The sequence below is a fragment of the Mesorhizobium sp. P2_C4 genome (genome assembly GCF_056404575.1).
On record NZ_JBFUDT010000002.1, the window covers coordinates 465,686 to 479,000 of the forward strand.

Consider the following 13,315-nt stretch of genomic DNA (forward strand, 5'->3'; position numbering starts at 1 on the left):
CTGGATCGTCTCCTGGAAGAGCGTCGGGGCTGGCGACAAGCGTCCTTCTCCCCGTTCACGGGGAGAAGATGGCGGCGGCCAGATGAGGGGCAGCGCGAACTTGCGAAAGTATGGCGCCGCCCCTCATCCGTCACTTCGTGACACCTTCTCCCCGTGAACGGGGAGAAGGAGAAGAACTACTTCTTGTTCTTTGCCAGCCAGTCCTGCTGCTCCTTGGTCAGGAATGCGGCCCATGCATCGGCCGCTTCCTTGGCCGTCTTCTGGCCAAGCAGCACTTCCTGGAAGTTCTTGATCGCCACCTGGTCGACGAAATTGCCGAGGTTTTCCAGATGCGTCGGCGGGGTCACCATTTCATATTTGGAGGTGTCGCTCAGCTCGGTGAACCAGCCCTTGAACTGCTCGGTCTTGAAATGGGCATCCTGGTCGGCGCCATTGTGGATCGGCACGACACCGACTTCCTTGGCCCACTCCAGATTGTCCTTCGGCGAAAGCAGCGTCGCCATCAGCTTCCAGGCATCGTCCTTGTGCTGCGAATTGGCGAACATTGCCCAGCCGGCATAACCCAGCGTCGGGTAGGATTTGCCGCTCGGCCCGACCGGCAACGGCGCCACGGCGAAGTCGTCGGCACTCATCTTGTCGGCAATGCCTAGCAGCGCGTCCGGATCCTGGTTGAGCATGGCGCAGGTGCCGGAATAGAAACCGGTCACGGTCTCGTTGAAGCCCCAGCTGACCGCATCCTTTGGCGCCAGGCCGTCCTTGTACATGTCGGCCAGCATCTGCAGGCCCTTGACCGAGCCTTCATCGTTGATGGTCGAGGTGCCGTCCTCGTTGAAATAGCCGCCCTTGCCCTGAGCGATGTTCATGAACATGTGCATACCGTTGAAGGCGCCGGGACCGCCGCGCAGGCAGTAGCCATATTTGCCGGGGATGGCCGAGATCTTCTTGGAGTCGGCGACGAACTCATCGAGTGTCGCCGGCGGGCCGTCGAGGCCGGCCTCCTTGAACAGTTTCTTGTTCCAGAACAGCGCGTTCACATAGTAGCCGTAAGGGATCATGAACTGGGTGTTGTTGACGGTCGAGCCGAACTGCTTGGCGCGGTCGCCGAGCGTCTTGGCGTCGTCCCATTTGGCCATGTAGGGGCCAAGGTCTTCGAGCTGCGCGTTGTTGGCATAGAGGCCCATCCAGCGTTCCGGCATCTCGACAATGTCGGGCGTGTCGCCGGCCTGCACCATGGTGAGGAATTTCTCGAACGCCTGGCCCCAGGGCAGCGAGACCAGCTCGACCTTGACGCCCGGATTGGCCGCCTCGAACTCGGCGATCTGCTTCTTCAAGAATTCGGTGCGCGGCGGGCTGGTGATCACCTCGACCATCTTCAGCGTGGACTCGGCCAGCGCGCCGCTGGCCGAGATTGCCAGGCCGGCGGCAGTGGCAAGCATGATGCTCAGTCTTTTCATGTCAGGTACTCCCATTTTGAATTGCTCCGTTTATTTTTTTGCTTTGTCGAAGGCCTGGGCGATGTCGGCCCACAGATCCTCGACACTTTCCAATCCGACGTTGAAGCGGATGGTTCGGGGGCTGACGCCGAAGCGCGCCATCGAATTGAGGCCCGGCGTCTGCTCGAGCGAGGCTTTTGCCGGGACGACCAGGCTCTCGTGCCCGCCCCAGCTGACGCCGATGCGGAAGAACTTCAGCGCGTCGACGAAGGCCGGAATGTCGACATCCTCCGTCACCTCGAAGGAAAACAGCCCGGCATAGCCGGCCAGCGTCGCCTTGCCCGGATGGTTGGAATAGGCCGGGTGGTTGACGCGCTCGACCTGGCCATGCGCCTTCAGCCGCTCGGCGATGGTGAGCCCGCTCTTCATGTGATGCGGCAGCCTGAGCGGCAGCGTACGCAGGCCGCGCAGCAACAACCACGCCTCGAACGGCGACAGCTTGCCGCCGAGCGAGGAATAGGTCTGCTCGTTGATGCGGGCGATATGGGCCGCCGATCCGGCGACCACGCCGGCGACGGTATCGCTGTGGCCGCCGAGATATTTTGAAGCCGAATGCAGCACCAGGTCGACGCCATGCGTGATCGGTTTCTGGAACACCGGCGTCGCCCAGGAATTGTCGATGCTGGTGACGATGCCTTGCTCCTTGGCCAGCCGCGCCAGATGCGCGATGTCCTGCAGCTCGAACATCATCGAGGTCGGGCTTTCCAGATAAAGCAGCTTGGCGCCGGGCAGCGCCGCCGCGACCGCGTCCGGGTCGGAACCGTCGACATAGTCGACCTTGATATTGAGCCGCGGGAACAGCCGCTCGAACAGACGGTAGGCATCGCCATAGCAATTGCGCACGGCAACGATGCGCTCGTCGGCACCGACGAAGGCGAGCACCGTGGCGCTGATCGCCGCCATGCCGCTGGAAAAGCCGCGCGCCGCTTCGGCACCCTCAAGGGCGGCAACGCGTGCCTCGAACTCCATCACCGTCGGGTTGTCGCCGCGCGAATAGATCGGCTGGCGCCGCCGGCCGGCAAAGGTGTCGGCCATCTCGGCATAATTGGCGAAAGTGAACAGCGAGGTCTGGTAAATCGGCGGCACCACCGCGCCGCCGGGGAACGGATCGTCATGCGCCAGCAACGTTGCCGCTTCCGAGATGTAGTCCATGTTGAAACTGGCAGGATGCTCGTTCATTTGCGGTCCGAAAGTTTGAGTTTGGCGGCACCGCGCTTCAGATCGTCCTCGACGGTGGCGATCAGCTTCAGCGCTTCGGCCCGGGCTCCCTCCGGGTCATGCGCGGCGATGCAGTTGTACATGGTGCGATGGTAGGGAAAGCTGGCGTGGCCGAAATCGCGCACGCCCAGCGGATGCTCCCAGAAGCGGTGGAACAGTTCATGCATGGCGGCGATGATCTGCTCGAACAGCGGATTGCCGCAGGCGCGGTAGATCGATTGGTGGAACTCCCAATCCTCTTCCGACGACATGCCGGCTCGGGTGTGAAAAGCCTCTTCCATGATGTCGAGCTTGCGCTCGATCTCGGCGATGTCGGCCTTGTCGGCACGAACCGCGCATAGCGCCGCGGCTTCGGCTTCCAGCGCGCGGCGGATTTCCAGTGTCCGCATCAGGCCGGTGAAATCATTGCCGCCGGCCAGCGTCAGCGGCATGTGCAGCATGTCGAGCGAGACGGCCGCCTTGAGATAGGTGCCGCTGCCTTGCCGCCGCTCGACGAGGCCTAGCCCTTCCCAGCGCGTCAGCGCCTCGCGCACGGTGTTGCGGCTGACCTTGAGACGCTCGGCCAGGATGCGTTCGGTCGGCAGTTTCTCGCCGGGCTCCAGCTGTTCCTGCATGACGAAGCCGGCCAACGCCTTCAGCACCGCATCGTCGCGGGCCGTCGTCTGGATCGGCGGAAGGAAATCGGTCACGCAGGCTGAGCCTAAAGTGGTTCAATGGTCCAACCAATTTCTGCACAGGCCGAGGGGGCGAGTCAACCGCCAAAATGAAGGAGGGTCGAACAGCGCGGAGATGCGCCATTCGACCGGGCCGCTTCAACCGTGAGCGCGCGACGGCGCAGCCGCGCGAGCCTCGCGCCAGCGGGCGAACATTTCCTCGCGAACCCGCCTCGAGCCCGCGAGCCGCTCCTTTGCCTGCGCCAGCACGGCAGGCGAAGCCTCGCCAGGCGTGCCCGACTGGAAAGGAGGCGCCGGGGCATATTCGAGCGAGAGCTGCACGATCTCGGCCTCGGCCTGTCCGAGAAGCCTTGCAACCAGCAGCAGCCCGAAATCGATCCCGGAGGTAACGCCGCCGGCGGTAATCAGCTTGCCGTCCTCCACGATACGCTCGTCGACAGGGATGGCCCCGAACTCTTCAAGGAAATCATGCGCATACCAGTGCGTCGTCGCCCGCTTACCCCTCAACAGCCCGGCCGCGCCGAGCACCAGGGCGCCGCTGCACACCGAGGTGATGTAGCGCGCCTGCGCCGCACGCTCCCACACGAAATCGAGCACTGTCTGGTCCTCCAGCAGCGCGTTGACGCCGCCCCCGCCCGGAATGCACAGCACATCGAGGGGCCGGCAATCGTCGAAGGTCGCCGTCGGGCTGAGGGAGAGGTGCGTCGACGACATCACCGGGTTGCGATCCTTCCAGATCAGATCCACCTCTGCACCCTTGGCCGATGCCAGGACTTCGTAGGGCCCGGTGAGGTCGAGCTGCTGGACGTTGGGGAAGACGAGGATGCCGAAACGAAGGGACATGGAAATCTCCGTGGGTTGACTTCGGCCAATCTAGGGCATCATGCTTTGGCACGATTGCCATTCACCCCTCGTTTCAGGCCAAACCCAATGCGCCGTATCGAAGTGCTTGCCTATCCTGACATCCAGCTTCTCGACGTCAGCGGACCGCTTCAGGTCTTTGCCAGCGCCAACGACTTCAGGACGCAGGCCAGCGAACCAGCTCCCTACGAGGTCACGGTCGTCGCCGCCTCGCCGCGGATCAAGACATCGGCCGGTCTCGTGCTGGAGGCAGCGGCGCTGCCTACGCACGGGCTGGAGATCGACACGCTGATCGTGCCCGGCGGATGGGGCGTCAACGCAGCCTGCGAGGATCCCGAGTTGGTCCAATGGATCGCCGGCCGCTCGCGCGACGCCACGCGAACCGCTTCCGTCTGCAGCGGCGCCATGCTGCTGGCGACGGCAGGCCTTCTCGACGGCCGCCGCGCGGTGACCCATTGGGGACGCTGCGCGGAGTTTGCCCAGCGCTTTCCGGCAGTCCGCCTCGAACCCGATCCGATCTTCATCCGCGACGGCAATGTCTGGACATCAGCCGGCGTAACGGCGGGCATCGATCTCGCCCTCTCCCTCGTCGAGGCCGATCTTGGCCGGCACACGGCGCTGGCGGTGGCGCGCGAATTGGTGGTCTTCCTGAAACGGCCCGGCGGCCAGGCGCAATTCAGCCAGACCCTGAAGCTACAGCAAGGTGACGGACGCTTCGACCGGCTGCATGGCTGGGTGCTCGAAAATCTGGCCGGCGACTTGTCGCTGACGCAGTTGGCCGACCACGCCAATATGAGCCCGCGCAGCTTCTCGCGGCATTATCTGGAGGCGACGGGCAGGACACCTGCTCGTGCGGTCGAAGAGATCCGGATCGAGGCGGCGCGACGGATGCTGGAGCGGGGCCAGCCCGTCAACCAGACCGCACGCCGCTGCGGCTTCGGCTCGGAAGAGACGATGCGGCGCGGCTTCCTGCGCGTGCTGGGCACCAACCCGCGCGACTATCGCGAGCGTTTTTAACACGTTAGTTGACGATCCATGAGCGCGCCTTCAACCGCCACCAAACCGGGCAACGAACTGTTCGGCCGGCAAGTCGAAGGCCGACTTTTCCTGCATCAATCTTTCCAAGGGCCAGTCCCACCAGCGGATTTTCAGCATCGCCGCGATTGTCTCGTCGGAAAACCGCTTCTTGATGAACTTGGCCGGATTGCCGCCGACAATGGCGTAAGGCGGGACGTCCTTCGTCACCACACTGCCGGCGGCGACCACGGCACCGTCGCCGATGGTCACGCCGGACAGGATGATGGCATCGGTTCCGACCCAGACATCATGGCCGAGTTTGATCGGGCCGTTTGATCGCAGATATTCGTAGGTCGATTTCGTTTTGAACAGCTGGTGCTGGAGCGCGTAGTTCGCGGCTGTCTCCGTCGGATGATTGGCCTGGCAGAAGAACCGGACGCCAGGCCCGATGGCACAGAATGCGCCAATGTCGACCGGGGATTGTTCGCTGCAGTTCACGAACGATCCACCATCCAGGCTTTTTGAGTATCGGCCAATCCTGGCGTGGCGCGGGATAGAATTGGGGTCGTCCTTCAACCCCAGGAATATTCGCACTCTTTTGAAAGCCATGTTTCGAGGGATCCCCACCCTTTGCACCGGATCGCCGGCAGCATCAGAGAAATCCACAGCCTATGCACCAACGCAATCCTGATCTTGGCCGGAGGCACGTATTGCTGTGGTCTGGCACCATTTCGCCCGAACGACATAGCCAACCGGCCACATGTCTTTTCCTTTGACGACCGCGATGGCATGGTCGACTGGCATTCTGGGAGGACACTTGTTGAAAACCAAGAAACTTATCAATGACGGCGGCCAAGCGGTCGACGAGATGCTGGCCGGAATTCTCGCCGCGCATCCAGGACATCTTCAGGCCGTGCCCGGCAGCCCGCGCTCAATTGTAGCCAGAAACGGCCCGCGCCCCGGTAAGGTTGGCCTGGTGATCGGCGGCGGCTCCGGCCATGAGCCGACCTTCCTCGGCTTTGTCGGCAAGGGCCTGGCCGACGCGGCGGCAATCGGCAACGTCTTTGCCTCCCCTCCTCCCGACCCGATCCTCGAATGCGCCAAGGCAGTCAGCGGCGGCGCCGGCGTGCTGTTCATGTATGGCAACTATGCCGGCGACGTCATGAATTTCGACATGGCGGCCGAAATGGCAGCGATGGACGACATCGAAGTGCGCTCGGTTCTGAGCACCGATGACGTCGCGTCCGCGCCGCGCGGCGAAAGGCACAAGCGCCGCGGCGTCGCCGGCAATTTCTTCATCTTCAAGGCGGCCGGTGCTGCTTGTGACCGCATGCTGTCTTTCGACGAATGCGAGCGCATCGCCACAAAGGCCAACGATCATACCTTCACCATGGGCGTCGCGCTTTCGCCTTGCTCACTGCCGCAGACAAGGCGGCCGAATTTCGAGATCGGCGACGACGAGATGGAGATCGGCATGGGCATCCATGGCGAGCCCGGCGTCGCGCGCGGGCCGCTGAAAAGCGCCGACGAGGTCACCGACGAAATGCTCGACCATATTTTGCAGGAAATGGCGCCGTCGCGCGGCGACCGCGTCGCCATTCTTGTGAATTCACTCGGATCGACCCCCCTGATGGAACTCTACATCATCAACCGGCGCCTGTCGCAAAGGCTGGCCGATATCGGCGTCGGCGTCCATGCAACCTGGGTCGGCAATTACTGCACCTCGCTTGAGATGGCTGGCGCCTCGATTACGCTGCACCGACTCGACGGCGAGTTGCAGACGATGCTGGACCACCCTTGCGACTGCGCCATGTTTCGCGCCGGCTAGACCATGATCCCGAAAAGTGGAACCCGGTTTTCGGAACGGATCATCGTCAAACGATAAGTCCACCGAGGATAAACAGATGACGACAATCGACAGCGCCCGCCTCGCCGGGATGTTCGCGGCCATCGCCGGCGCCATGTCAGCCGACCGAGACCGACTGTGCGCGCTTGACGGCGTGATCGGCGACGCCGATCACGGCATCGCCATGGAGTTGGGATTTGCAGCGGCGCGCGATGCGGTCGCGGCCTTGGACGCCGAGGCGACCGATCCAACCACCTTGCTGAATACGGCGGCGAAGTCGTTCCTGAACGCCGTCGGCGCCTCCTCCGGACCGCTCTACGCCACGGCTTTCATGCGCGCTGCTGCAGCGGTGAAGGGCAAAGTGACGCTCGATGACGCGGACACGGTCGCCCTGTTCCAGGCCATGGCCAAAGGCATCCAGGATCGCGGCAAGGCCGAGCCTGGCGAAAAGACAATGATGGATGCCTGGGCGCCGGCCGCAACGGCGGCGGGCGAGGCGCTGGCTGCCGGCAAGGATCTGGCCCGCAGCCTCGCGGCTGCGGCCGAGGCGGCAAAGGCCGGCGCGGAAGCGACCAAGACGATGATCGCCACCAAGGGCCGGGCCTCCCGCCTCGGCGAACGCTCGCTTGGCCATATGGATCCAGGCGCGGCGTCCGCCGTAACCGTGATCGAGGCGATGCGGGTCGCGTTGACCGGTTAGACCATCTCCCTTTCGGAAAAAGATCATATTCAAACAATAGGATAGAGGCTCAACTTGACTCTATCTGGAAAGACCCATCTTCAGCGCTTCGCGTCGAGCTTGTCGATGGCATCCACGTTTCCGGCAGAGGGGCCGTTTGGATCGAACTCCGAGGCCAGCCACGCATCGGCGATCGATTTCGCCAGTTCGGGACCGATGACGCGCGCGCCCATGGTGATGATCTGGGCGTTGTTCGATTTGGCCGCGCGCTCAGCCGAATAGGTGTCGTGGGTCAATGCGGCGCGAATGCCCGGGACCTTGTTGGCCGAAATGCTGACGCCGATGCCAGTGCCGCAGAACAGGATGGCGCGGTCGTAATTGCCGTCGATAATTTCGTGGCCGACCGCGGCGGCGATATCGGCGTAGTAGCCGGCCTGGCTGAGATCGACGACCTGCAGCTCGGGCTTGGTGGCGAGATGCTTGGCGATGACATCGAGCAGCGGCTTGCCGGCGCTGTCGGCTCCAAGTGCGATCTTCATGGCAATAAACTCCTTCGTTTTCATGGTCAGCGCGCGAGGGCGGCCGACGCCTTTTTCAGAATGTCGATATAGCCTTCCGCTTGCCATGCCGAGCGGCCGATGAAAAGGCCGTCGACATGCGGCTGGCCGATCAATTCGGCGGCATTGCCGGGATTGACGCTGCCGCCGTAAAGCACAGGCGGGGCGTCCGGTAACCGGCTCGCGGCGACCTGTTTGATCAGGGCCTGCTGCTTGTCGGCATAGTCTGCGCTGGCCGGAATGCCTTTCTCGCCGATCGCCCACACCGGCTCGTAGGCGAAGAGGATTTCTGCCGACAATTCATTGTCCGAGAGGCCTTGCAGCGCGCCCAGAACCTGCGTGGTCAGGACTTCATCAGCGCGGCCGACCTCACGCTCGGCCAGCGTCTCACCGACGCAGATCAACGGCACGAAGCCGTGCCTGACTGCCGCCGCCGTTTTCAATCCGACGGTTTTGTCCGTCTCGCCAAAATGTTCGCGCCGCTCGCTATGGCCGAGCTCGATCAGGTCGAGCCCGCAATCCCTCAGCATCACTGGCGAAATCTCGCCCGTCCAGGCGCCGGCATCGGCCCAGTGCACATTCTGCGCGCCGACCTTGACGCGGGTTTTGGCGAGCGCCGCCTTGACCTCGCGCACGGCGGTGAACGGCGGAATGACGAAAGGCTGTATCGCCGCATCTAAGCCCGGCACAAAGGCCGCCAGCGCCTCGGCGAATTGCAACGCCTCCGCCAGCGTCTTGTTCATCTTCCAGCTGGTGCCGACCCAATATGGGGACATTCTTTTCTCCTTCGATCCGAAATTCGGATGATGCGTGTCCAGGCCGGGCGCCGGCCTTCGGCCCGGCGTTTTGCCTCAAGCGCGAGGCTTGAGACTGTCGCGGCCGCTGTCGATGTAAGGCGCCCAGAAATCCACCGACTCGCGGATCATTGCAACAACCTGATGATCGACCGGTTCCCTCTCCCGGAACGAAAGTTCAAGGCAAATCTCATTGTCGGTTCCACCACCCGCCCGCACAGTGTCGAGCAGCTTCTGCGGGATGATGCGGCCATCCTTGTTGTAGGCGGCCGTGAACGGCCAGTGCCCGCCCTTGTTCATCGACGACTGCTTGATGTGGATGATCGGCGATTGCAATGGAAAGGCTTTCGCCCACGCATAGGGATCGGTGTCGTCAGGATTGGGCGAGGTCACGTCGCCATGGTCGATGTCGACCATCATCTGCATCGGTAGCGGCAGCTTCACCGCATCGATGGCGCCCTGCAGTTCGACGCAGCTTTCGATCGTGTGGCCAAATTCGCGGCCCACCGACATCGGTTCCCAGAACAGGTAGGTCAGGCCCGCCGCCTTGGCATGCTCGGCCACCTCGCGCCAGCATTCGAGCGCTATCTCGAGAAGCACTGCCCGCCGCTGCGGATCGTCATAATCCTTGTAGGTGAATATGGCGAATTGCGTGCCCATGCCCGACGCGCCAAGCTCGGCGGAAATGTCGGCAAAGGTCTTGAACCAGTCGACATAGTAGCGGCGCACATCCACGTCCGGATGGCCGAAATGATTGAGCCGGCCATAGGGCCCGGTCATCCCTGAGGTGATGCGCACGCCGGTCCGCGCCAGCGCGCTATTGAACCTACGAATGAATTTGGCAATCGTTGCCGCCGGCCAGCCCGGATTGACGAACTCATGCGTCAGCTGCACGTCGCGAATGCCGATGCCATAAGCAATCGCGTCGATCAGATCGTCCGGATCGGCGAAGCGATTGACCAGCGGGTTGGTGTTGAGGGAAAGCGTGAAGGCCATCAGTTCGCCGCCGCCATGATCTTGGTGCACCAGTCTTCGAATATCTTCCGCTCCGCCGCATTGATATGCAGGCCGTGCTTGGTCCGGCGCTCGAGAACGTCGGCGGGGGTCATCGCCCATTCGGTGTCGAACAGGAAAACCGCTTCCCGCTCGTAGAAATCCGGGCCGAAACGCTGGCCGAGATCGGCTTCGCCTTTGACCCCTCTTAGCAAGGCGCGCGTGCGCGTGCCGTAGCTTCGGGCATAGTGCTTCACCAGCGAGGGGCTAAGCCAGGAAAACTCGGCGTGCAGATCGCCCAGAAACTGCTCGAAATCCGCGTTAGGCAGGTCGCCCCCCGGCAACGGAATTTTGGCCGTCCAGGCTTTCTTCATCGCCGGGAAGAACGGCTGGATCTTCTCCAACGCATGTTCGGACAGCTTGCGGAAGGTGGTGATCTTGCCGCCGAACACCGAAAGCAGCGGCGCGCTGCCATTCGGAGCATCGAGCTCGAAGATGTAGTCGCGCGTCACCGCGCTAGGATTGTCAGCATTGTCGTCATAGAGCGGACGCACGCCCGAGAAACTGTAGACCACGTCCTGCGCCGTCAGCTGCCGCTTGAAATAGCGATTGACCACCTTGATCAGATAATCGACTTCGCTGGCCTCGGCGGCCACTTCCTCAGGCCTGCCCTCGTAGGGAATGTCGGTCGTACCGATCAGCGCCAGATCGTTCTCATACGGGTTGACGAAAATCACTCGCTTGTCGTTGTTCTGGATGAGATAGGCCTGCCGTCCCTCCCAGAATTTGGGCACGACGATATGGCTGCCCTTCACCAGGCGGACGTTGCGGGTGGAATTTTGTCCCGCCACGCGGCTGACGATGTCATTCACCCACGGCCCCGCCGCATTGATCAGACCCCGCGCGCGAACCTTCGTCACCGCACCGGTGCGGCCGTCCTGCATGTCGATCGACCACAGCCCGCCTTCGCGCCGGGCAGCAATACAGGCGGTGCGGGTGAACACTTTTGCGCCGCGCTGACTGGCGTCGAGCGCGTTGAGCAGCACCAGGCGGGCATCATCGACCCAGCAGTCGGAATATTCGAAGCCGCGTTTGAATTCGTCCTTGATCGGTGCCCCTTCCGGCGCGGTCCTCAGGTCCAGCGTTCGAGTGCCCGGCAACCGCTTGCGGCCACCAAGATGGTCGTAGAGAAACAGCCCGAGCCGGACCAGCCAGGCCGGTCTGTCCTCGGGGCTGTGCGGAAGCACGAAGCGCATCGGCCAGATGATGTGCGGCGCCGCCTCCAGCAGCACCTCGCGTTCGATCAACGCTTCGCGCACAAGCCGGAACTCGTAATATTCGAGATAGCGCAGGCCGCCATGCACCAGCTTGCCGGAGCGCGAACTGGTGCCTTGCGCCAGATCGTCCTTCTCGCACAGGATGACCGACAGCCCGCGACCGGCCGCATCGCGCGCTATGCCGGCGCCGTTGACGCCGCCGCCAATCACGAAGAGATCGACAACATCAGACATATCGCTCAAGACTTTGCTCCTGTGCGGTGCGCCATACCTTTCCATACCGGCCGCAGCGCCTGGCGCGCCGCGACGAAGGATGGAAACAGCGCATCGTAGGTGTGGGAAAGCGCCTCGTCATAGGCATCGCATTCGCCCAGAAGCGGCGTCACCCATTCGGCGCAACACTCATCCATGGAGTGATAGATGCCGAGCCCAACCGCGGCCATCATCGCGGCACCCGCAGCACCTGCCTCCTGGCGGCTGCTGGTTCTGACTTGCGCGCGGGTCGTAGCAGCAATGATGCGGCGCAGCGACGGACTGCGCGCCGCACCGCCCGACAGGCGGATCTCGCTCGGCATGCTGCCCATCGCCTCGTAGCAATCGCGGGCCGCGAAGGCCAATCCTTCGAGGACCGCGCGCGCCAGATCGCCAAAGCCGTGCTTGACCGAAAGGCCGATGAAGCCGGCGCGTGCGTCTGGATCGACGAACGGTCCGCGTTCGCCGGCGAGCGAGATATAAGGTTGGTAGACCAGCGACCCCGGCTCCGATCCTTCCACCCAGGCATCGAGCGCCTTCAGCAGCTCGTCGCGCGAAGGTTTTGCGCCGCTGGCGGTCAGCACGTCGCGCGCCAGGCCAAGCAGCCAGTCGATGTTGAGCGTCGCCGCCATGTTGGATTGCAGTTGCGCATAGGCGCCGGGAACCGGCATGGCGATGGTGTAGCCGGATGCGTTGTCGTTGAGGACGACATCGTCAGGGGTGCGCGCCAGGCGCGTGTGAATGCCGGTGGAACCGATGACCGTGCAGCCGACATTGCCGCTCGGATCATAGAGACCGGCGCCAAGCGCGGTGCTGACCATGTCCACATAACCCAGCACCACCGGCGTGCCCTCAAGCAGGCCGGTCTCTCCGGCTGCCGGAGGCGAAAGCGTATGATGGTCGGTCGTGCCCTCGAGCATGGGCGGCAACAGGCGCCGATGCGTCGTCAGATCGAGAATGTCGAGCACCTCGTCGGAATAGCTGCGCGAGCGAAAATCGCCGAAAGTGAATGTGCCTTCCGAGGGATCGGTGGCACGCTCGCCGGTCATTCTGAAATAGAGCCAGTCCTTGCAATGAAAGGCAGTGGCCGCCCGCTCCAGGATTTCCGGGCTGTTCTTCTTCAGCCAGCTCAGCTGAGCCCCTTGCTGGCAGGCGTTTAGCCCAGTGCCGGTGATCTCGAACCGCGTGCGATCCCGGGTATCGCCGCGCATCTCGTCCACCAGATGTCCTGCGCGAGCATCGAGCCAGAGCCAGGCGCGCCCGACCGGCATACCTTGACCATCGATCAGCCAGGTGCCGTCGCCCTGCCCGGTGATCGCGACCGCTGCGGTTCGCCGCGCCAAGTCGGGAATTTTCGTCGCCAACTCGCGAACGGTCTGCACCATGTCGCGCCAGGTCTGATCCAGGTCCTGCTCGGCGCCGCCGCCTTCCAGCGTGACGAAGCTGTTGGTCACCGACGCCATGGCAAGCTGCCGCCCCGAAAGATCGAAAGCGACCGATTTGATCACGGATGTTCCCGCGTCGATCCCGATCAGCAGGTCTTTCATGCGGCAAGTTCCGGATGGTTATGAAGGCAATTCAAAGTAGCAGTCTTTGTTGTAGGGAAGCCGTAGAAGAGGCAGGGAGTGTCCGCAAGGACACCCCCTGTGCAGGT

General features: G+C 63.0%; 13 protein-coding genes. 3 read left to right on the forward strand and 10 right to left on the reverse strand.

What is annotated here, in order from left to right; translation table 11 throughout:
- Positions 1 to 176: 176 nt before the first annotated feature.
- The 4 genes from AC1DX6_RS08635 to AC1DX6_RS08650 all read right to left on the reverse strand — a co-directional run bounded on the left by AC1DX6_RS08635 (position 177) and on the right by AC1DX6_RS08650 (position 4,228).
- Complete coding sequence (locus AC1DX6_RS08635; RefSeq protein ID WP_477312320.1) at positions 177 to 1,454, reverse strand: ABC transporter substrate-binding protein; 1,278 nt, start codon at positions 1,452 to 1,454, stop codon at positions 177 to 179.
- 30 nt (positions 1,455 to 1,484) lie between these two features.
- Positions 1,485 to 2,672: a PLP-dependent transferase gene (locus tag AC1DX6_RS08640; RefSeq protein ID WP_477312321.1), complete on the reverse strand. Its 1,188-nt coding sequence runs from the start codon at positions 2,670 to 2,672 to the stop codon at positions 1,485 to 1,487.
- Positions 2,669 to 3,400, reverse strand: coding sequence for a FadR/GntR family transcriptional regulator (locus AC1DX6_RS08645; RefSeq protein ID WP_477312322.1), 732 nt, complete (start codon positions 3,398 to 3,400; stop codon positions 2,669 to 2,671). Before AC1DX6_RS08645 ends, AC1DX6_RS08640 begins: the two co-directional genes overlap by 4 nt.
- 123 nt (positions 3,401 to 3,523) lie before the next feature.
- Positions 3,524 to 4,228 (reverse strand): DJ-1/PfpI family protein, encoded by a 705-nt coding sequence (locus AC1DX6_RS08650; protein WP_477312323.1) that lies wholly within the window; start codon positions 4,226 to 4,228, stop codon positions 3,524 to 3,526.
- An 87-nt stretch (positions 4,229 to 4,315) separates the two neighbouring features.
- Between AC1DX6_RS08650 and AC1DX6_RS08655 the strand changes: the two genes are divergently transcribed.
- The gene (locus AC1DX6_RS08655) at positions 4,316 to 5,263 is read left to right on the forward strand and encodes a GlxA family transcriptional regulator (RefSeq protein WP_477312324.1); all 948 of its coding nucleotides are present in this window, start codon (positions 4,316 to 4,318) and stop codon (positions 5,261 to 5,263) included.
- A gap of 30 nt (positions 5,264 to 5,293) precedes the next feature.
- Here the strand turns inward: AC1DX6_RS08655 and AC1DX6_RS08660 are convergent, their stop codons facing one another.
- Positions 5,294 to 5,761, reverse strand: a complete 468-nt coding sequence (locus AC1DX6_RS08660; protein ID WP_477312325.1) for a CatB-related O-acetyltransferase — start codon at positions 5,759 to 5,761, stop codon at positions 5,294 to 5,296.
- Between the two features lie 322 nt (positions 5,762 to 6,083).
- On the opposite strand from AC1DX6_RS08660, the gene AC1DX6_RS08665 reads away from it, so the two are divergent.
- Together AC1DX6_RS08665 and dhaL are read left to right on the forward strand one after the other, a co-directional pair.
- A complete protein-coding gene (locus AC1DX6_RS08665) occupies positions 6,084 to 7,091 on the forward strand; it encodes a dihydroxyacetone kinase subunit DhaK (protein ID WP_477312326.1) in 1,008 nt (335 codons plus the stop codon).
- A gap of 76 nt (positions 7,092 to 7,167) precedes the next feature.
- The gene (dhaL, locus tag AC1DX6_RS08670) at positions 7,168 to 7,809 is read left to right on the forward strand and encodes a dihydroxyacetone kinase subunit DhaL (RefSeq protein WP_477312327.1); all 642 of its coding nucleotides are present in this window, start codon (positions 7,168 to 7,170) and stop codon (positions 7,807 to 7,809) included.
- Positions 7,810 to 7,889: 80 nt separating this feature from the next.
- Here dhaL and derI read toward each other — a convergent pair whose 3' ends face one another.
- The 5 genes from derI to AC1DX6_RS08695 all read right to left on the reverse strand — a co-directional run bounded on the left by derI (position 7,890) and on the right by AC1DX6_RS08695 (position 13,208).
- Positions 7,890 to 8,327, reverse strand: a complete 438-nt coding sequence (gene derI / locus AC1DX6_RS08675) for a D-erythrulose-4-phosphate isomerase (RefSeq protein WP_352583466.1) — start codon at positions 8,325 to 8,327, stop codon at positions 7,890 to 7,892.
- A gap of 26 nt (positions 8,328 to 8,353) precedes the next feature.
- Positions 8,354 to 9,121, reverse strand: coding sequence for a triose-phosphate isomerase (locus AC1DX6_RS08680; RefSeq protein ID WP_477312328.1), 768 nt, complete (start codon positions 9,119 to 9,121; stop codon positions 8,354 to 8,356).
- A gap of 75 nt (positions 9,122 to 9,196) precedes the next feature.
- Positions 9,197 to 10,135 (reverse strand): sugar phosphate isomerase/epimerase family protein, encoded by a 939-nt coding sequence (locus AC1DX6_RS08685; RefSeq protein ID WP_477313647.1) that lies wholly within the window; start codon positions 10,133 to 10,135, stop codon positions 9,197 to 9,199.
- On the reverse strand, positions 10,135 to 11,643 hold the full coding sequence (locus tag AC1DX6_RS08690) for a glycerol-3-phosphate dehydrogenase (protein ID WP_477313649.1): 1,509 nt from the start codon (positions 11,641 to 11,643) through the stop codon (positions 10,135 to 10,137). Before AC1DX6_RS08690 ends, AC1DX6_RS08685 begins: the two co-directional genes overlap by 1 nt.
- Before the next feature lie 5 nt (positions 11,644 to 11,648).
- Positions 11,649 to 13,208: an FGGY family carbohydrate kinase gene (locus tag AC1DX6_RS08695; protein WP_477312329.1), complete on the reverse strand. Its 1,560-nt coding sequence runs from the start codon at positions 13,206 to 13,208 to the stop codon at positions 11,649 to 11,651.
- Positions 13,209 to 13,315 lie beyond the last annotated feature (107 nt).